Consider the following 18,472-nt stretch of genomic DNA (forward strand, 5'->3'; position numbering starts at 1 on the left):
TTGATCCGCCGTCGGGGTTCTCGTTGCGTCATAGCGCGGGCGCGCGCAATTCCCTAGAGTTGCGCCGCAGCCGGGGAGGGCGCGATGGACTGGGACAAGTTGCGGGTGTTTCACGCGGTGGCGGAGGTCGGCAGCCTGACCCATGCCGGCGAGACGCTGCGCCTGAGCCAGTCCGCCGTCAGCCGCCAGATCCGCGGGCTGGAGGAGAGCCTCGGCGCGACCCTGTTTCACCGGCACGCGCGCGGGCTGATCCTGACCGAGCAGGGCGAGTTGCTGTTCGAGGCGACGCGCGAGATGACAGCGCGTCTCGCCGCCGCCGGCGCGCGCATCCGCGACAGCAAGGACGAGGTTTTCGGCGAGTTGCGGGTGACGACCACGGTCGGCTTCGGCGCGATGTGGCTGACGCCGCGCCTCGCGCGCTTCTTCGACGCCTATCCCGACGTCTCCGTCGATCTGTTGATGACCGAGAACGTGCTCGATCTGCCGATGCGGGAGGCGGATGTGGCGATCCGGATGCGCGAGCCGCAACAGGCCGAGCTGATCCGCCGCCCGCTCTTCGACGTGACGATGCGTCTCTACGCCTCGGCCGCCTATGTCGCGGCGCGTGGCGCGCCGACGAGCGCGTCCGATCTCGCGGGTCATCGGCTGGTCGGCTACAGCCCGAACGCGCAGCAGCCGACGCCGGTCGGCTATTGGCTCAACGCCCAGCTTCAGGGCGCGCATCGCCCGACCTTGCTCATGAACAACTACTTCGCGATGATGAAGGCGGCAATACAGGGCGTCGGCATCGCCGTTCTGCCCGACTATCTCGCTGTGGATCATCCGGAATTGCTGGTGGTCGCCCCCGATGTCAGCAGCCCGTCCTTCACGGTCTTCTTCGCCTATCCGGAGGAGTTGCGGCGGTCGCGGCGGGTGGAGGCGTTCCGCGACTTCGTGACCCGGGAAGTCGAGGCGTTCAAGCGGCGCATGAGTTGAGGCGCCGCAGCGCCTCGGCCGTGCCGCCGAAGCCATGCGCGCAGGACAATGCTGCGATGCAAAAGCTCCTTGGACCTTCGAACAAGTTGCGGGACCGCGCGTTCGGGCCTATTTCGGATGTCGAGGCGTGCCGAACCGCATCACTGTGGCTTGGTTCCCTCACCTCCCTGTTGGACTTGGCCGGGCTCGCGCTCGGCCATTTTTTTTCGCGGCGCGGCGAAGCCCGCATGGGCGACCAGCACCGGGCGCGCGCGGGGCGCCGCCGACCGCCGCAGCGGTTCGGCTTCAGGGGCCGGCAGGGTGAGGCGGAAACAGGTTCCCTCCGAAGTGGAGCGGATGAGGGCCAGCGTTCCGCCCTGCATCTGCGCCAGCTCCTGCGCGATGGGCAGGCCAAGGCCGAAGCCGCCCTTGCGCGCGCCGCCGCGAAACGGCTGGAACAGGTTCTCGACCGCCTGGACCGGCAGCCCCGGCCCGTCGTCTTCGACGTCGATCTCGACCAGCCCGTCCCGCTCGGGCGCCGCGCGCGCGACGAAGCGCACGGCCCCGCCGCGCTCGGCCCCCAGAAGCGCCTCCCGCGCGTTGCGGGCGAGATTGGCGAGGATGCGGTGCAGATGGTCAGGGTCGGCGGCGGCGAAGAGGTCCGGCGGCGTGGCGTTGACCATCGGCGGCGCGCCGTCCGGGGAGACCTGTTCGATCACCTCGTCGATCAGCGCGCGCAGGCTAACGGCGCGCGGCTCGGGCGGGGCTTCCTCCGCGCGCCCGTAGCGCAGGGTCGATTCGCAGAGCTTCACCGCGCGGTCGAGCGCGCTCACCAGCTTCGCCGCCGCCCGGCTGAGGGCCGGGTCGCGGCTCGCCTCCATCCGGTCGGCGCTGAGCAGCGCGCTGGACAGGATGTTGCGCAGATCGTGGCTGATCTTGGCGACGGCGGCGCCGAGGGCGGCGAGCCGCGCCCGCTCGCGCAGCGACTGCAGCACGTCGGTCTGCATCTGCGCGAGCGCCTGCTCCGCCACGGCGATCTCGGCGACGCGGCTCGACGGGCGGACGATGCGCGAGGGGTCCTCGGGCGCGTCGCGAAACCGCGCCATGTTGCGCGTCAGCCGCCGCATCGGGGTCACCAGCAGGCGCTGCACCAGAAGATAGAGCAGCGCCGCCGTGGTGAGCGAGATGGCGAGCGCCGCGATCAGCAGCCGCCCGCCCTGTTCGAGCATGGCCGCGCGCATCGGCGCTTCGTCCATCGTGATCTCGACTTCGTCGACGCCGTCGCGATAGGGCCGACCGATGACGCGGACATGGCGCGGCGTGGGGTCGACGGCGAGGCGCGCGGCGTCGGTCAGCAGGGCCGCCCAGCCGGGCGCGCGCAGATCGTAGGTCGCGTCCACCTCGCGCGGGGTGACGGCGCTGAGCACCAGCGCGCGCGCGCCGTCGCGACGCAGCACCACGCTCGCCGCCCCGGCGCGGCGCAGCAATTCGCGCTCCAGCCGGTCGTCGAGCATGCCTTCGGGGGTCGCGAGGATGGCGAGGCTGGCGAGTTGCGCGAGCCTCAGGCGTTCGGTGAGCACGTCTTGCCGGTAGACCGCCATGGCGGGCGCGAGGATGAGCGTGCTCATGGCCAGCCCGGTGGCCAGCGTTACGAGAAGCAGCCGTCCCGAAAGGCTGCGTTTCATGGCCTCGCACTCCCCCGCGCCAACCGCGCGAAAACGTTAACGCCGCTCAGCCGAGCTTTGCAAGAAGTTGAACCATCGCGCGAATCGTCGTGCTCTCGAAGAGCCGCGGCGCGAAATGGGCCGACGCCGCGCGCTTGTTGACCTCGCCCAGCGTCGGATAGGGCGCGACCATTCCCGCGACGGCGCCGATCTTCAGCCCCGCGGACATCGCCAGCGCCCAGGGCTGGATCAGCTCGTCCGCCTGCGCTCCGACCACCGTGGCCCCCAGAATCCGCCCGCGCCGCCCGATCACGGCCTTCGCGAATCCCTCGCCGGCCCGCATCGCGCGCGCGCGGTCGTTTCCGGCGTAGTCGGCTCGCGCCACGGACATCGCCGCGCCATGGGTCGCGCGCGCCTCCGCCTCGGTCAGCCCGATCTGGGCGAGCGGCGGGTCGGTGAAGGTGACCCGGGGGATGTGGTCCTCGCGCGCGCGCACCGGCAGGCGGAACAGGGCCGAGCGGATGACGAGGCCCGCGTGATGGCCGGCGCGATGGGTGAACTGCGGGGGCCCGGCCGCGTCGCCGATGGCGTAGACGCGGCGGTTGCTCACCGAGCGCAGGCCGCGATCCACGATCACCCCCTGCGGCCCGACTTCGACCCCGCCCGCCGCCGGGTCGAGCCGGTCGAGCGCGGGGCGGCGGCCCGTCGCGACCAGCAGCCGCTCCGCCTCGATCCGCGCGCCGGCCTCCAGCGTCGCGGCGACTCCGGCGGCGCAGGGCGCGACCGAGGCGACGCGCGCGCCCTCGCGCAGGTCGACCCCTTCGGCGCGCAGCCGGGCGACGACGAGCGCGGCGGCCTCCTCGTCCTCGCGCCCGAGCGCGCGCGCGGCTTCGAGCAGCGTCACCCGGACGCCGAGGCGGGCGTGAGCCTGCGCCATCTCCATCCCGATCGGCCCGCCGCCGAGCACGATCAGCGAGGCGGGCAGGCCGGGCAGCTCGAACAGCGTCTCGTTGGTCAGATGCGGCGTCTCGGGCAGGCCGGGAATAGGCGGGATCGCGGGCGCGCCGCCCGTCGCCAGCACGATGCGGCGCGGGCGGACGGTCGCCGCGCCCGCGACGATGGTGCGGGGGTCGGCGAAGCGCGCCCAGTCGCGGATCACATGGACGCCGAGCCCTTCGAAGCGCTCCTGCGAATCGTGCGGCGCGATGCCTGCGATCACCTCGCGCACATGCGCCCGCACCCGCGCCGCGTCGATCTGCGCGCGCTCAGGTCCGACGCCGAACCCCGCGCCGTCGCCGCGGCCATGCGCGACCGCCGCCGCCGCCAGCAGCGCCTTGGACGGCACGCAGCCCGAATTGAGGCAGTCGCCGCCCATCTCGCCGCCTTCGACGAGCACGACCGAAACGCCGAGCTGCGCCGCCCCCGACGCGACCGACAGCCCCCCGGCCCCCGCGCCTATCACGCACAGATCGGGCGTGAGCGCAGCGCCGCTCATCGCCCCCGCACCGCCTTGTAGAGCGCCGGCGCCGCCGCCAGCGCCGCGAGCCCCAGCAGCGGAAGCAGCACCGGCGGCGAGAAGATCACGCCGAGATCGGGCCGCTCGCCGCGCGCGAACACCTCGCCCAGCCCGGCCCCGACCGAGGCGTAGATCGCCGTCGCCGGCGCGATGCCGACCAGCGTCGTCCAGAGATAGGTGCGAAAGCGCACGCCGAGGAACGCCGGCGCGAGATTGGCGATGAAGAAGGGCACTGCGGGGACCAGCCGCAGCGTCAGCATGAAGCTCACCTCGTTGTCGCGCACGCCCCGCTCGAGCCGCGCGAGCCAGCCCTCGGCGCGCTTGCGCAGAAGGTCGCCGAAGCCCGAGCGCGCCGCCAGGAAGATCAGCGCCGCCCCGACCGTCGCCGCGACGACGATCAGCCCCGCCGCCACCCATGTCCCGAACAGGAACCCGCCCGCCAGCGTCAGCCAGATCGCGCCGGGGATCGAAAAGGCGACCATCGCGACATAGACGGCCATGTAGATCGCCGCCGCGCGCACGGGGCCGGCGTCGCGCCAGTCCAGCAGGGCGGCGCGGTTGGCCTCCAGCGCCTCGAAGCTCAGCCGGTCGCCGAAGGCCCACGCGCCGAGCGCCGCTCCGAGCGCGATCAGCGCGAGCGGCGCGAAGCGGCGCAGGCGGTCGGCGGCGCCCTCCGGCGCCGGCGCTGCGCTCGGCGAGGTGGATCGGTCGGGCATTCGGGCGACGTCTCCGCAAGGGATGCGCGACAGCATGTAGCAGACGCGCCCCGCCGCGCCAGCGGGCAATCCCTCTCGGACCGGGGCGAGGGCGGCGGGCGGTCCCGGCGGCGCGCCGGAAAAGCATTTCGAAACAGAGGCCTGGAGGTCGCGCGCCGCTTTTGACGCAGGCGCGAAGGCCGGGTTGACGGGGCGCCCGCCCCTCCGTAATGTCCGCCCGTCCCGAACGGCGCGCCGGTCGGGCGCGGGAGAGGCCATGCCCACCGACGAGCACGACGCCCGGCTGCGGGACCTCGACGCGCGGATCGCCGCGCTGCGCGAGTCCAGGAAGCCGAAGCGCACGCCGGGGGCCGAGAAATTCACCGCCGCGTCGATGGCGTGGCGGATGGTTCTCGAACTCGTGGTCGGCGTCCTGCTCGGCGCGGCGATCGGCTGGGGTCTGGATGGGCTGGCGGGCACGTTGCCGCTGTTCCTCCTGATCTTCGGGGGGCTGGGCTTCGCCGCGGGCGTGCGCACGATGATGCGCTCGGCTGCGGAGTTGCAACGGCGCGACGCGATGCGAGACGGTGGCGAGACGACGGCCGCGCGCGGCCCCGAAGCGAAGGACTGACAGGTGGCTTCGAGCGAACCCGGCGAGATGCACATCGACCCCATGAGCCAGTTTCTGGTGAAGCCGCTTTTCGGCGGCGACATGGGGCTCTTCACCATCACCAATTCGACGCTGTGGATGGCGATCATCATCGGCGCGGTGTCTCTGCTGCTGATCGGCGGCGTGCGCTCGCGCGCGCTCGTGCCCTCGCGCATGCAGTCCGTCGCCGAGATGATCTACGGCTTCGTGCGCCAGATGGTCGTCGACATCGCCGGCGAAGAGGGGCTTAAATACTTCCCGTACATCTTCACCCTGTTCATCTTCGTGTTCTTTTCGAACCTGATGGGCATGATCCCCTATTCGTTCACGGTGACCAGCCACATCGCGGTGACGGGGGTGCTGGCCCTGATCGTGTTCGTGACCGTGACGGTGATCGGCTTCCTCAAGCATGGCGTCGGGTTCCTCGGCTTCTTCTGGCCCAAGGAGGCGCCGCCGGCGCTGCGCCCGGTGCTGATGATCATCGAGCTGATCTCCTATTTCGTCCGCCCGATCAGCCATTCGATCCGTCTCGGCGCGAACATGCTCGCGGGCCACGCGGTGCTGAAGGTGTTCGCCGGCTTCGTCGGGCCGCTCGGGCTCGCCGGCGTCGTGCCCTTCGCGGTGATGGTGGGGCTGGTCGGCTTCGAGTTCATGGTCGCGGCCATCCAGGCCTATGTCTTCACGATCCTGACCTGCGTGTATCTCAACGACGCGCTGCACATGCACTGACCGCGGGTCGGCGCGCGCATCTCCAGTCTTTCAACCTCAAGGAGCCTCCCATGGAACTCGAAGCAGCGGCCGCCCTCGGCAAGTACATCGGCGCGGGTCTGGCGTGCCTCGCGATGGCCGGCGCCGGCATCGGCGTGGGCCATGTCGCCGGCAACTTCCTCGCCGGCGCCCTGCGCAACCCGGCCGCCGCCAAGGAGCAGACCGCGACGCTCTTCATCGGCATGGCCTTCGCCGAAGCGCTCGGCATTTTCGGCCTCGTCGTCGCGATGCTGCTTCTGTTCGCCGTCTGAGGCTGGCGGCCCGGCTCCATCCGGAGCCTGCCGACGGAGTTGGGTCGCGCGCAGGCGCGGCCCGTGACGATCCCGGGAGAGCGTGATGGCGACTGAAGCCGGCGGCCACGGCGCCGACGCCGCTGCGAGCGGCATGCCGCAGCTCGATTTCAACACCTTCCCCAGCCAGATCTTCTGGTTGCTGGTGGCGTTGGTCGCGCTCTACTACATCCTCAGCAAGGTCGCGCTGCCGCGCATCGCGGGCGTGATCGAGGAGCGGCACGACGCCATCGAGGACGATCTCGACCGCGCCGGCGAACTCAAGCGCCGGGCCGCCGACGCCGAGCGGGCCTACGAGGCCGCGCTCGCCGAGGCCCGCGCCCGCGCCGGCGAGATCGCCGCCAAGGCGCGCGCCGAAATCCAGGCCGACGTCGACAAGGCCATCGCCAAGGCCGACGCCGAGATCGCGGCTCAAGCCGCGGAAGGCGAGGCGCGCATCGCCGAGATCCGCGCCAGCGCCCTGCGCGACATCGAGGAGGTCGCCTCCGAGACCGCCGCAGCGCTCGTCGAGGCGATGGCTCCCGGCGCCGCGGCGCCCGAGGCGGTCAAGGCGGCGGTCGCCGCGCGCATGCAGGGCTGAGGGGCGAACATGGCCATTCTTTACGACACCTACCTCGTCGTCGCGCTCGCCTTCCTGGGCTTCTTTCTCGTGCTGTGGCGCTACGGCGTCCACAACATGATCTTCAAGTCGCTCGACGCGCGCGCCGATCGCATCCGCTTCGAGCTCGAAGAGGCGACGCGCCTGCGCGAGGAGGCGCAGAGCCTTCTCGCGAGCTACGAGCGCAAGCAGCGCGACGTCGAGGAAACCGCCGCCGCCATCGTCGCCCGCGCCAAGGAAGACGCGCAGATCGCCGCCGAGGAGGCGCGCAAGGCGCTCGCCGTCTCGATCGAGCGCCGGGTGAAGTCGGCGAAGGACCAGATCGCCGCCGCCGAGACCGCCGCCGTGCGCGCGGTGAAGGACCGCGCCGTCGACGTCGCCTCCGCCGCCGCCGCCGACGTGATCGCCGCCTCGATGACCGATGCCGCCGCGAATGCGCGCGTCGACGCCGCCATCGCCGAGATCGGGCGTAAGCTGCACTGACCGCAGCCGCGCCGGCGCCGCCGGGCGCGGGCGAGGTCGCCCTCCTGCGGCGCGGCGCGCTCTCGACTGCGCGGGGCGGGGCCGGCATGGTGCGGGCGTTTCCCCAAGCCGGACGCGCAGATGACCGCTTCTCTCCGCAGTTCTTCCCCAGACCACGACCTGCTCGCGCAGTTCGAGGTCCTCCAGTCCCGTCTCGCCGCGCCGATGCACGCCCGCGACGCCGCCGAGGCGCTCGGCGTCTCCGAGGGCGCGCTGACCGAGGCGCGCCGCGCCTCCCCCGCCGCCGTCGCCCTCCGCGGCCCTGACGCGGCGAGCGGCTATGCGCGGCTGTTCGCGCGGCTGGCGGGGCTGGGCGCTGCGATGGGGCTGACGCGGAACGCCCATTGCGTCATCGAGATCACCGACGCCTACGCCGAACCGCGCGAAGCGGAGGGCGTCGCGGTGCTGGACGGGGCGCTCGGGATGCGGATCGACTGGCGGCGGTGGCGGGCGGCCTATGCGATGGCCGAGCGCACGCCGCATGGCGACCATCGCTCGATCCAGTTCTTCGACGCCTCGGGCGATGCCGTCCACAAGGTCTATTGCGCGCAGGAGACCGACGCCGCCGGGTTCGAGGCGCTGATCGCCGATTGGTCCGACCCCGACGCTCCGCCCCGAACCTTCGATGCGCCGAGCCCCGCGCCCGCCGATCCCGAGAATGGCGAGACGTTGCGGACGCTCGGGCGCGGCGCGGCGCGCGCGCTGCTGGAGGGGGCGGCGCAGGCGGGGCTTCCAATACGCCTCGAAGTGGGCAGTTCTGGGTGCCTGCAGCGCTTCAGAGGGCGGGTGGAGACGATCAAGACCACCGGCGCCTGGCTCAACGTGCTCGACCCGCATGTGAATCTGCACATGCGCTGGGACCGGATCGCGGCGGCGCGCCTCGCGCGCGCGGAGGACGGGACCGAGCGCGTGGAATTCCGCGACGCGGGCGGCGCGCTGTTCTGCGTCATGGCCGACGCCGCGACCGAGGCGGGGCCGTCGGCTGCGGGGTGGCGGACGCTGGCGGACGCGTTGCCCGGCGTCTGACGGCTCTCGGCCTCGAACCGCTCGGACTGGCCGCGCTCAGACCGGAGGCGCGAGGTAGTCCGCGTCGGCGACCGGCTCCAGCCAGTCCGCCGTCGCGCCGCCGTCGGCTTCCTGAATGGCGAGATGGACCATGCCGATCTCGGGGGCCGCGCCGTGCCAATGCTTCTCGCCCGGCGCGATCCACACCGTGTCGCCGGGGTGGATTTCGCGCACCGGCTCGCCCGCCTTCTGGACGCGCCCGACCCCGGAGAGAACGTGCAGCGTCTGGCCGAGCGGGTGGGTGTGCCAGTTGGTGCGCGCGCCCGGCTCGAAGGCGACGCGCAGCGCGCGGACCCGCGCGGGCGCCGGCGCCTCGATCACCACGTCCTGCCAGACCGTTCCGGTGAAATACTCTGCGCTCGCGCGGCGGCTGGGGCGGGCGGCGGGGGGGAAGATCTCCATGGGGGCGCTCCTGTCGGCCGCGTCAGTCGCGGCCGCGGAAAGGCGAGGCGGGATAGACGCCAAGCACTTTCAGATGGTTGGTGAAAAAGCCGAGCTCCTCGAGCGCCAGTCGCACCGGCTCGGTCTCCGGGTGGCCCTCGATGTCGGCGTAGAACTGCGTGGCGGTGAAGGAGCCGTCGGTCATGTAGCTCTCGAGCTTGGTCATGTTGACGCCGTTGGTCGCGAAGCCGCCCATCGCCTTGTAGAGCGCCGCGGGCACGTTGCGCACCTGAAAGACGAACGTCGTCATCGCAAGTCCGCCCTGCGGGTCGGCCTCGATCTTCTGGCGGCTCATCACGAGGAAGCGCGTCGTGTTGTGGGCGGCGTCCTCGATGTCTTCAGCCAGCACGGCGAGACCGTGGATCTCGCCGGCGAGCCGCGAGGCGATGGCGGCGCGCTCGGGGTTCTTCGCCTCGGCGACCAGCGCGGCGGAGCCCGCCGTGTCGGCCCCGATGACGGGCCTGATGGCGCGGTCCTTGAGGAAGCGGCGGCACTGGCCGAGCGCGACGGTGTGGCTCTGCGCTTCGCGGATGTGGTCGAGCGCCGCGCCGGGGACGCCGAGCAGCTGGAGCCGGATCGGCACGAAATGCTCGCCGATGATGTACAGGCCGCTCTCGGGCAGCAGGTGGTGGATGTCGGCGACGCGGCCGTAGAGCGAGTTCTCGACCGGCAGCATCGCCAGCCGCGCCTCGCCGCCCTTCACCTTCGCGATCGCCTCCTCGAAGGTGGGGCAGGGCAGGGGCTCCATCTCGGGGAACACCTCGCGGCAGGCCTGGTGCGAATAGGCCCCGAGTTCGCCCTGAAATGCGATGCGGCGGGCGGCGTCTTGCGGCATGGGCGCTCTCCGGCTACACGGCGCGCACGGCCGCATCCTGACGATCGGACGCGGTGTATACGGGTTGCCGCCAGAGCCGGAAAGGCCATATCGCGATGCGTGGGCGCGCGATGCGCGGGCGCGCGCTGCGCATGCGAAACGGCAGGCGCCGGCGGCGCCGGGACAACATTGCGGCGGCTGCGGCGCGCCGAACCATGACCCCCGACGCGAGCGGGGGCGCGTCAGGGAAGAGGTCTGCTCGATCATGAACAGTTTCGAGATGAACAAGCTCTTCGGAGCCGGCGTCGGCGCGCTGCTGATGTTCCTGCTGATGGGCTTTTTCGCGGAGAGCATCTACGAGGTGAAGCCGCCGCGCACCGCCGGCTACGCCGTCGACGTCCCCGAGCCGGCGGCCGCCGTCGCCGAGGCCGAGCCGGAGCCGGAGGTCGACCTGCCGACGCTGCTCGCCGCCGCCGACCCCGCCGAGGGCGAGAAGGTCTTCCGGCAGTGCGCGGCCTGTCACAAGGTGCAGGACGGCGCGAATGGGGTGGGTCCGCATCTGTGGGGCGTGATCGGGCGCGAGGCGCAGTCGGTCGAGGGTTTCCGCTATTCCGGCAAGCTCGCAGAAGTGGTGGACGTCTGGACCTTCGAGGAGATCGACGCCTTCATCGCCAACCCCAAGGGTTACGCGCCGGGCACCTCGATGAGCTACGCCGGGTTGAAGAAACCCGAAGACCGCGCCGCCGTGCTGGTCTATCTCAACGAGGCCGACGGCTCGCCCGAGCCGCTTCCGGCAGCCGAGCAGGCGCCGGCTGAGGAGGCCGCCGAGACGCCGGCTGGGGACGCAGCGGCTGAGGACGCAGCGGCGGAGGAGACCGAGGTGACCGAGGCGCCGACGGACGATGCTGCGGAGGATGCGGCAGCCGCCGAGGCGCAGACCGAAACGGAGGAAGCTTCGGCTGAGGCCGTCGCCGACGCGCCCGCCGAGGTCGCCGCCGAAGCGCCCGCCGATGAGCAGACGCCGCCCGCCGAGGAGATCGAGGTCGCCGCCGTGGAGCCTGCTTCCGAAGAGGCGCCCGCCGAAGCTGTCGCCGAAGCTCCCGCCGAAGCGGCCGCGGATGCGAGCGCCGGCGCGCTGATGGTCGGGCTCGACGCCGATTTCGCGGCGCTGCTCGCCGCCGCCGACCCCGAGGAGGGCAAGAAGGTCTTCCGCAAGTGCCAGTCCTGCCACCGCCTTGGCGAGGGGCAGAACGCGGTCGGCCCGTCGCTCTGGGGCGTGATCGGGCGCGACGTCGGGACGGCGGCGGGGTTCAGCTATTCCGACGCGATGGGCGGGTTCGGCGGCGCATGGACCTACGCCCAGCTCGACGGCTACCTCGCCGATCCCAAGAGCTACATGCCCGGCAACAAGATGTCCTTCGCCGGGCTGAAGAAGGCCGAGGAGCGCGCGGCTGTGATCGCCTATCTCAACGAAGTCGACGGGTCGCCGGAACCGCTCCCGGCGCCCTGACGGAACGGACTTGCGCCCCGCCATCGCGTTCTGCGCGGCGGGGCGCTCAGCCGCCGGACTTGCCGCGCGCCTCCGGCGCACGGCGCATCTGCGCTTCGAATGCGGGGGTGAGGAAGCCGCCTTCGCGCGCGCGGCGCAGGATTTCGTCGAGCATGGCCTGCGAGATGAACGGCGCGCCGGTCTCGACGCAGCGCGCCATCGCGCCGGAGTTGACCTCGCGCCAATCCTCCCGCAGCGAAGCCGGCGACAGGCCGGGGACGAGGGCGATCGCATCCTTCGGGCAGTTCCGCGCGCAGGCGCCGCACTGGATGCAGAGCCCTTCGGCGAAATCGAGCGTCGCGCGCTCGGCTTCGGCGTAGCGGACCGCGCCGGTCGGGCAGACTTTCGCGCAGACGCCGCAGAGGATGCAGCTTTCCGCATCGACGGCGATGGCGCCCAGCGTCGCGCCGCCGGGCAGGGCGACGCCTTCGAAGCCCTCGGGTTCGAGCTGCGACAGCGCTGTCTGGAGCAGCGCGCGCTTGCCGGCGGCGGCGAGGGGCGGGCCGGCTCGCGGGGCGGCAGTCGCTTCGGCGTCGAGCGCCACCGCCGCGGCGCCGAGCCCGAACGCCTCGGCGATGATCGAGGCCGCCGCGGCCCGCGCCTGCAGCGTCGCCCGCTGGCGCGGCGGCGCGTCGGGGCCGAGCCCAAGAGAAACGCCCGCTGCGCCCTGCGCCAGCGCCGCGAACCACAGCTCCTCGCCCAGCTGCGCGGCGGAAGTGAGCGCGAGGTCGCCGCCGGGGCCGACGCGGAGCGGGCCGGCGCCGGCCTGCGCCACGCGGTCGAGCAGGGCGGCGCGGCTCGGGTCGGCGACGCTCAGCGCGCCGGTCGGGCAGGCGAGCGCGCAGGTGGCGCAGCCCTGACACAAAGTCGGCTCGACGAGGATGCGCCCGCCCTCGGAGCGGATCGCCTCGGCGTCGCAGACGTCGAGGCAGCGCGAACAGGCGCGCGCGCCGCCCACGTCATGCGCGCAGATCGACGCGTCATAGGCGAAGTATTTCGGCTTGTGGAACGTCCCCTTCAGCGCGCGCGCCTGCGCTGCGACCGCCTCGGCGTCCTCGGGGCGGGCGCGCAGATAGCCCAGAGGCGGGATCGCGGCGGCGATGGCGGGCGCGGCCTGAAGGTCGATCACCACGTCGGCGGGGTGGGCGACCGGATGCGAGTCCGCGTCGCGCGCCACATGCGCCAGAAACGCGCCGAGCCAGCCCTTCAGCCCGGCGACCCGGCCGGGAATGCGGCGCACCGCTTCGGCGTCGCCCCCGTCCAGCCCGGGCGCGACCAGCGTCGCCTCGCGGTCGGGGCCGAGAAGGCGGGCGACCTCCAGCCCCTCCGGCCCGTCGGCGAGCACCAGAACGCGGTCCTCGGCGCGGTAGAGCACCCCGCCGAGCGGGGCGTCGCCGTCGCGGACGGGCGTCAGCCGGGCGGGGCAGCGTGCGTCGGGCGTCGGGGGCATTGCCAGCTCTCGCAAGTGTTTCCGCACGCCACCAAACCACAGCGCCGCCGCGCCCGCCTTGCGCCCTTACGCCGCGCGCCCGCCATCCCAGCGCCGCGCCAGCGCCCAGGCCGCCCCGAGCCCCAGCGCCGAGAGCGCGGCGCCGATCCAGTAGACCCCGCCGCCGAACGCGGGAAACGCCGCCGCCGCGCCGAGCGTCGCCGCCGCCATCGCCAGCCCGCCCGCGCCTGCGCCGATCAGCCCCTGCGCGGTCGCGGAGGCGCCGGGCGGCGCGGCTTTGGCGACGAAGGCCACCATCGCCAGATGCGCCGGCGCGAACGTCAGCGCATGGCCGATCTGGAGCGGCCAGAGCCACGCCAGAGCGGGGTCGAAGGCCATCGCGCTCCAGCGGGCCAGCCCCGCCGCGCCGGCGAGCGCGAAGGCCCCGGCCACGCCCAGCCGCTCCGTCAGCGCCGCGCCGAAGGCGAGCATCAGCGCGACCTCCGCCGCCACGCCGATCGCCCACAGCGCGCCGATCAGCTCCGCGTCGATCCCCTGCGCGCGCCAATGCACCGAGCCATAGGCGTAGAGCGGCCCGTGGGCGGCCTGAAGCGCCGCGCTCGCCAGCGCCGCGAGCAGGAAGGGCGTGGAGCGGGCGAGACGGAGGGCGGCGGCGAAGTCGAGCCGCGGATCGGCCGTGTCGCGCGCCCCGCCGGGATGGGCGAGCGAGACCGCCGCAAGCGCGGCGAGGCTCGCGACGATCCACCATTGCGCCGCGTCGATCCCCCAGCGCGCGATCGCCCAGCCGCAGAGCAGGTTCGCCGCCAGAAACGCCGCCGACCCCACCGCCCGCGCCGGCGCATAGGCGAAGCCGTGCCGCCGGCCCGCAGCCGTCGCCAGCGCGTCGCCGAGCGGGATCGTCCCCGACAGCGCGACCGCCCCCAGCAGGGTCAGCGCGAAGAGCGCCGCTCGGGTCTCGACCCAGCCGGGCGCGGCGTAGGCGATCACGCCCACAAGGCTGAGCAGCGCCAGCGCCGTGCGGCGGCGGCCCGTAAGATCGGCGAGCCACGGCGCCCCGACGCCGGCGGCGATGCGCGCGAAGATCGCGACGCCGAGCCACAGCCCGATCTCCGCTTGGCTCAGCCCCCAATCCTCGAGCCAGAGCGGCCAGAAGGGCAGCCACGCCCCGAGCGCCGAGAAGATCGCGACATAGAAGGCCATGGTCATCCGGCCCGCCGGGCCGAACAGCCCGCGCAGGCCAGGAGAGGCGGTCACAACCCGAAAGCCGCGTAGGGCAGGAAGGCGACCGGATCGCCCGGCGCGATCTCGACCGCCAGGTCGCCGAGTTCGACCAGCCCGTCGGACCAGCTCAGGCCCCCGATCAGCCCGGAGCCTTCGGAGTGGAAGACTTCGACTGCGCCCGCATCGTTCAGACGGGCGCGCAGATACTCCGTTCGCCCGGCCTTCTTGCGCTTGGCGAAGGCCGCCGGCAGAAGCAGCGGGCGGGGTTCGGGCCAGTCGCCGCCCGCCATCACGCTCAGCGCCGGGCGCGCGAAGATCAGAGCGCAGACGAAGGCCGCGACCGGGTTGCCCGGCAGGCCGAACACCGGCTTGCCGCTCCAGACGCCCATGGCGAGCGGTCGGCCCGGCTTCATCGCGATCCGCCACACCGACAGCGCGCCGCTCTCGCGCAGGAGCCGGCTCATATGGTCCTCGTCGCCCGCCGAGGCGCCGCCGGAGGTCAGCAGCGCGTCGCAGGCGGCGGCGCCCGCGCCGAGCGCCGCGCGCACCGCCTCGGCGTCGTCGGGCGCGGCGCCGAGATCGACCGGCGCGAAGCCCAGCCGCGCCAAAAGCGCCAGCAGCATCGGGCGGTTGCTGTCGAACACGGCCCCTATGGCCGCGTCGAGGCCGGGATCGGCGAGTTCGTCGCCGGTCGAGAGCACGCCGACGCGCAGCCGCCGCCACGCCCTCACCTCGCCGACGCCGCCCGCCGCGATCTGGGCGAGGTCGGCGGGGCCGAGGCGGCGCCCGGTCGGCGCGGCGGGCGCGCCCAGCGCGAGGTTCTCGCCGGCGGGGCGGATGTTGGCGCCCGCTTTCAGCCCCCGGCGCAGCGCGATCTCGCCGTCGCCGAGGCCCACATCCTCGTCCATCGCCACGCAATCGGCGCCCTTGGGGATCAGCGCGCCGGTCAGGATGCGCAGGGCGGTCCCCGGAGGCACGGCGCCGTCATAGGGCGCGCCTGCAGCCGAGCGGCCCGCCATCAGCTTCAGCCGCGCCTCGGGCGCGTCGCCCAGCGCGGCGTGGGCCAGCGCATAGCCGTCCACCGCCGAATTGGGGGCCGGCGGATGGGCGCGTCGGGCGCGGGGCGCTTCGGCGAGAAAGCGCCCGTCGGCCTGCGCGAGCGGCAGGGTCTCGGGGTCGACGACGCGGCGCATCGCGCCGCGCAGATGGGCGAGCGCCTCGGCCACCGGCGTCCAATGGACGCCCGGCGGCAGGGCGAAGCAGTCGTCGCGCATCGGCGGGGCCTCGGGCGCCGGCCTTGCAGCCCCGACCGCCTCCGCCGCCGCCGCGCGCAGGGCGTCCTCGTGCCCGACCCCGAAAATCCACGCCTCCTCGCGCGCGACGACCGCGCGCTCGGCTTCGTCGAGCTCCGCCGCCGCGCCGAACAGCGCGGCGAGCCGCCCGCTTGCGTCGAGCCGCGCGAAGGCGGCGGCCGCGGTGCGGACTTGCGCGCTGTCCTTGGGTTCGTCCGCCGCGCGCGCCTGCGCGGCGACGCCGTCGATCAGGGCGTAATAGGTCTCGGCGAGCACGACGGGCGCGTCGCAGGCGGCGAGGCCAGTCTCGAAGGGCCAGACCGCGACGCCGCCCGCCAGCCGCCGCCGAAGCCGCGCGAGCCCCGCGATGCCGAGCAGCGCCTGACTGCCGACCGAGCCCGTGGTGTAGAGCTTCCAGCAGGGTTGCGCGCCCGAGGCGCGACGCTCGACGCGGCGCAACTCGGGCAGGGCCGCGTCGCGGGGCTTCTTCTCCGGCACGCCGGGATGGTTCGCCGTCGCGGGGCGGCCCCAGAACGGGCCGCCGCCGGGCGTCAGCGCATTCAGCCGCTCGGCGACGGCGAAGCGGTTGTTGGCGTTGTCCGGCGCGTCCTCGACCGCGTCTGCCAGCCATTCCCACAGCGCGAGCGCCTCTGGGCGACCCGTCACCGCCTCGGCGAAGCCCTCGGGATAGCCGAACGGGAAATCGAAAACCGCGAGCGCCCGCCGGCCCGCGTCGCGCTCCGCGCGCAGCAAGTCCTCCAGCCGTTGCAGCGCCTCGGCGCGGGTGCGGCAGTAGATCGGCGGCGCGATCTCGGCGCCGCGGGCGAGGCCGATCCAGATCGCGTCGGCGGTCGGGCGTTTGGGCGACGGTGTCGCCTGCGCCGACCAGTCGACGGTCGCGATCAGGTCGAAGCGCCGCGTCATCTCAGGCCGAGATCGCTCAGGATGAAGTCGGCGATGGCGGCGGCGTCGTCGAGCGGCAGCAGCGGCAGGGCGACGCCCTCGACCGGGTCGTTGGAGGCGACGGCGCGCACCGTGGGGTCCTCGCGCGCGATCAGCGGCGCGCCGGTCGCCGCGCGCCACGCCTCGACTTTGGCGTGACGGTCGCGCTTGTAGCCCTCGACCAGCACCAGATCGACCGGCGAGAGCTGCGCCAGCAGCTCCGACAGCGGCGGCTCGGGCAGGCCGCGCAGCTCGCTCATCAGCGCCCAGCGCTGGGAGGCGCAGACCAGCACCTCGCGCGCCCCGGCGGCGCGGTGGCGCCAGCTGTCCTTGCCCTCATGGTCGATGTCGAAGGCGTGGTGGGCGTGCTTGACGGTGGAAACGGTCAGGCCGCGCCCGGAAATCTCCGCGACCAGCTTCTCCATCAGCGTGGTCTTGCCGGCGTTCTTCCAGCCGACGACGCCATAGACGTTCATGCGAGCTCCGCGATGCGCGCCGCCTCGGCGCGATCCTCAGGCGTGTTGACGTTGAAGAACGGGTCGGGCGGCCCGCCGTCGAACACGGCGCGGGCGCAGCCATGGCCGTCGGTCCAGTGCAGGATCTTGCGCAGCCCGCCGTCCAGCGCCGCGCGCAGATCGCCGGCCAGCGCCGTCGGCCAGAGGCCGAAAGTCGGGTGGTCCCAGAGCTTTCCGGCGTCGTCGGGGGCGGCGGCGCAGGCGAGCGGAGTTCCGTCCCGCGCCGCCGCCTCGCGCAGGCGCGCGACGAGGTCGGCGGGAAAGAACGGCGTGTCGCCCGCGGCGGTGACGATGGCGTCCGCACCCTGCGCCGCCGCCGCCTCCATCCCCGCGAGCACGCCCGCCAGCGGGCCGGCGTAACCGGTCACCCCGTCGGCGACGACCGGCAGGCCGTAGGCCGAGAAGCGCGCCGGGTCGCCATTGGCGTTGAGGATCAGCCCGTCGCATTGCGGGGCGAGCCGGTCGATCACGCGCGCGAGCAGGCTGCGCCCGGCGATCTCGATCAGGCACTTGTCGCCGCCGCCCATCCGCGTGGCGAGCCCGCCCGCGAGGATCACTCCGATGGGCTTCTCAGTCATCGGCGGCGCTCTTGCGGCGGTGCTTCGGGTCTTCCTCGGCGACGCTGTCGGGGTCGACGTCCCAGATCAGCCGCTCCGCCCCCGACAGGCAGACGAAGCGCTTGCCGCGCATCCGCCCGATCAGCGTCAACCCCACCTGCCGCGCGATCTCGACGCCCCACGCCGTGAAGCCCGAGCGCGAGGCGAGCGCCGGCACGCCCATCATCGCCGTCTTGATCACCATCTCCGAGGTCAGCCGACCGGTGGTGTAGATCAGCTTGTCGGCGGTTCGGACGCGGTTCATCAGCGCCCAGCCGGCGATCTTGTCCACCGCGTTGTGGCGGCCGACATCCTCCATGTAGACGAGCGGGCGGTCGCCTTCGCAGAGCACGCAGCCATGGATCGCGCCGGCCTCCAGATAGAGGCTCGGTGCGGTGTTGATCTTCTTCGCGAGCGCATAGAGGGCCGAGGCGCGCACCTCGCCCTGCGGCAGGGCGAGGCCGTCCAGCGCCTCCATCATGTCGCCGAACACGGTGCCGACCGCGCAGCCCGAGGTGCGGGTCTTCTTCTTCAGCTTCGCCTCGTAATTGGTGGCGCGTGCGGTGCGCACGACCACGGTCTGCAACTCGTCATCATAGTCGACGCCGGTCAGCTCGTCATCGGCGCGCAGCATGTTCTGGTTGCGCAGATAGCCGACGGCCAGCAGATCGGGATGGTCGCCGATCGTCATGGCGGTGACGATCTCCTGACTGTTGAGGAAGATCGTCAGCGGGCGCTCCTCGACCACGCGGATCTCGACCTCCGCGCCCATGTGGTCGCGCCCGGTGACGGGGCGCGTGAGGCGCGGATCGGCGGGGTCGGGGGCGATCAGGAAGTCGGTCATGCGCGGCTCGGTTGGGAAGGCGCGCGATATGAGCATGCCGTGCGGGCGGCGCCAACCGGGCGCGCCCGCGCGCCGCCGTCGCGGTCG

Annotated in this window: 19 protein-coding genes; 8 read left to right on the forward strand and 11 right to left on the reverse strand. The window is 73.1% G+C overall.

Annotated elements, in window-relative coordinates:
• Window positions 1-84: 84 nt before the first annotated feature.
• Window positions 85-975, forward strand: coding sequence for a LysR family transcriptional regulator (locus tag V7Q31_RS00590; RefSeq protein ID WP_333831715.1), 891 nt, complete (start codon window positions 85-87; stop codon window positions 973-975).
• A gap of 140 nt (window positions 976-1,115) precedes the next feature.
• Here V7Q31_RS00590 and V7Q31_RS00595 read toward each other — a convergent pair whose 3' ends face one another.
• Genes V7Q31_RS00595 through V7Q31_RS00605 form a run of 3 tightly spaced genes read right to left on the reverse strand, consistent with a single transcriptional unit; the run spans window position 1,116 to window position 4,850 of the window.
• Window positions 1,116-2,639, reverse strand: coding sequence for a sensor histidine kinase (locus tag V7Q31_RS00595; protein ID WP_333831716.1), 1,524 nt, complete (start codon window positions 2,637-2,639; stop codon window positions 1,116-1,118).
• Window positions 2,640-2,685: 46 nt separating this feature from the next.
• Complete coding sequence (locus V7Q31_RS00600; protein WP_333831717.1) at window positions 2,686-4,113, reverse strand: dihydrolipoyl dehydrogenase family protein; 1,428 nt, start codon at window positions 4,111-4,113, stop codon at window positions 2,686-2,688.
• Window positions 4,110-4,850, reverse strand: coding sequence for a TVP38/TMEM64 family protein (locus V7Q31_RS00605; protein ID WP_333831718.1), 741 nt, complete (start codon window positions 4,848-4,850; stop codon window positions 4,110-4,112). Before V7Q31_RS00605 ends, V7Q31_RS00600 begins: the two co-directional genes overlap by 4 nt.
• Before the next feature lie 256 nt (window positions 4,851-5,106).
• Between V7Q31_RS00605 and V7Q31_RS00610 the strand changes: the two genes are divergently transcribed.
• The 6 genes from V7Q31_RS00610 to V7Q31_RS00635 all read left to right on the forward strand — a co-directional run bounded on the left by V7Q31_RS00610 (window position 5,107) and on the right by V7Q31_RS00635 (window position 8,682).
• A complete protein-coding gene (locus V7Q31_RS00610) occupies window positions 5,107-5,460 on the forward strand; it encodes an AtpZ/AtpI family protein (protein WP_333831719.1) in 354 nt (117 codons plus the stop codon).
• A 3-nt stretch (window positions 5,461-5,463) separates the two neighbouring features.
• Window positions 5,464-6,207: a F0F1 ATP synthase subunit A gene (locus tag V7Q31_RS00615; protein WP_442976255.1), complete on the forward strand. Its 744-nt coding sequence runs from the start codon at window positions 5,464-5,466 to the stop codon at window positions 6,205-6,207.
• A gap of 50 nt (window positions 6,208-6,257) precedes the next feature.
• Complete coding sequence (locus V7Q31_RS00620) at window positions 6,258-6,497, forward strand: F0F1 ATP synthase subunit C (RefSeq protein WP_093251991.1); 240 nt, start codon at window positions 6,258-6,260, stop codon at window positions 6,495-6,497.
• A gap of 85 nt (window positions 6,498-6,582) precedes the next feature.
• Window positions 6,583-7,116: a F0F1 ATP synthase subunit B' gene (locus V7Q31_RS00625; protein WP_333831720.1), complete on the forward strand. Its 534-nt coding sequence runs from the start codon at window positions 6,583-6,585 to the stop codon at window positions 7,114-7,116.
• A gap of 9 nt (window positions 7,117-7,125) precedes the next feature.
• Entirely contained in the window at window positions 7,126-7,617 is a 492-nt protein-coding gene (locus tag V7Q31_RS00630; protein WP_333831721.1) for a F0F1 ATP synthase subunit B family protein, read from the forward strand.
• Window positions 7,618-7,737: 120 nt separating this feature from the next.
• Window positions 7,738-8,682 (forward strand): ChuX/HutX family heme-like substrate-binding protein, encoded by a 945-nt coding sequence (locus V7Q31_RS00635; RefSeq protein ID WP_333831722.1) that lies wholly within the window; start codon window positions 7,738-7,740, stop codon window positions 8,680-8,682.
• 36 nt (window positions 8,683-8,718) lie between these two features.
• Here the strand turns inward: V7Q31_RS00635 and V7Q31_RS00640 are convergent, their stop codons facing one another.
• A complete protein-coding gene (locus tag V7Q31_RS00640) occupies window positions 8,719-9,123 on the reverse strand; it encodes a (R)-mandelonitrile lyase (RefSeq protein WP_333831723.1) in 405 nt (134 codons plus the stop codon).
• A gap of 22 nt (window positions 9,124-9,145) precedes the next feature.
• On the reverse strand, window positions 9,146-9,997 hold the full coding sequence (locus tag V7Q31_RS00645) for a prephenate dehydratase (protein ID WP_333831724.1): 852 nt from the start codon (window positions 9,995-9,997) through the stop codon (window positions 9,146-9,148).
• Between the two features lie 244 nt (window positions 9,998-10,241).
• On the opposite strand from V7Q31_RS00645, the gene V7Q31_RS00650 reads away from it, so the two are divergent.
• The gene (locus V7Q31_RS00650) at window positions 10,242-11,486 is read left to right on the forward strand and encodes a c-type cytochrome (RefSeq protein ID WP_333831725.1); all 1,245 of its coding nucleotides are present in this window, start codon (window positions 10,242-10,244) and stop codon (window positions 11,484-11,486) included.
• Window positions 11,487-11,532: 46 nt separating this feature from the next.
• On the opposite strand, the gene V7Q31_RS00655 is transcribed toward V7Q31_RS00650, so the two are convergent.
• From V7Q31_RS00655 to V7Q31_RS00680, 6 genes are all read right to left on the reverse strand, one after another.
• The gene (locus tag V7Q31_RS00655) at window positions 11,533-12,975 is read right to left on the reverse strand and encodes a 4Fe-4S binding protein (protein ID WP_333831726.1); all 1,443 of its coding nucleotides are present in this window, start codon (window positions 12,973-12,975) and stop codon (window positions 11,533-11,535) included.
• Window positions 12,976-13,041: 66 nt separating this feature from the next.
• Window positions 13,042-14,229: an MFS transporter gene (locus V7Q31_RS00660; RefSeq protein ID WP_333831727.1), complete on the reverse strand. Its 1,188-nt coding sequence runs from the start codon at window positions 14,227-14,229 to the stop codon at window positions 13,042-13,044.
• On the reverse strand, window positions 14,226-16,412 hold the full coding sequence (locus V7Q31_RS00665) for a molybdopterin-binding protein (protein ID WP_333831728.1): 2,187 nt from the start codon (window positions 16,410-16,412) through the stop codon (window positions 14,226-14,228). Before V7Q31_RS00665 ends, V7Q31_RS00660 begins: the two co-directional genes overlap by 4 nt.
• Window positions 16,409-16,906 carry a molybdopterin-guanine dinucleotide biosynthesis protein B gene (mobB, locus tag V7Q31_RS00670; protein WP_333831729.1) on the reverse strand — a complete coding sequence of 166 codons (498 nt, stop codon included), beginning with the start codon at window positions 16,904-16,906 and terminating at the stop codon, window positions 16,409-16,411. The genes V7Q31_RS00665 and mobB overlap by 4 nt, the downstream gene beginning before the upstream one ends.
• Window positions 16,903-17,523, reverse strand: a complete 621-nt coding sequence (gene mobA, locus V7Q31_RS00675; protein ID WP_333831730.1) for a molybdenum cofactor guanylyltransferase MobA — start codon at window positions 17,521-17,523, stop codon at window positions 16,903-16,905. The genes mobB and mobA overlap by 4 nt, the downstream gene beginning before the upstream one ends.
• Entirely contained in the window at window positions 17,516-18,385 is an 870-nt protein-coding gene (locus V7Q31_RS00680; protein WP_333831731.1) for a formate dehydrogenase accessory sulfurtransferase FdhD, read from the reverse strand. Before V7Q31_RS00680 ends, mobA begins: the two co-directional genes overlap by 8 nt.
• Window positions 18,386-18,472: the final 87 nt, after the last annotated feature.

Source organism: Rubrimonas sp. (assembly GCF_036788415.1).
Taxonomy (GTDB): domain Bacteria; phylum Pseudomonadota; class Alphaproteobacteria; order Rhodobacterales; family Rhodobacteraceae; genus Rubrimonas.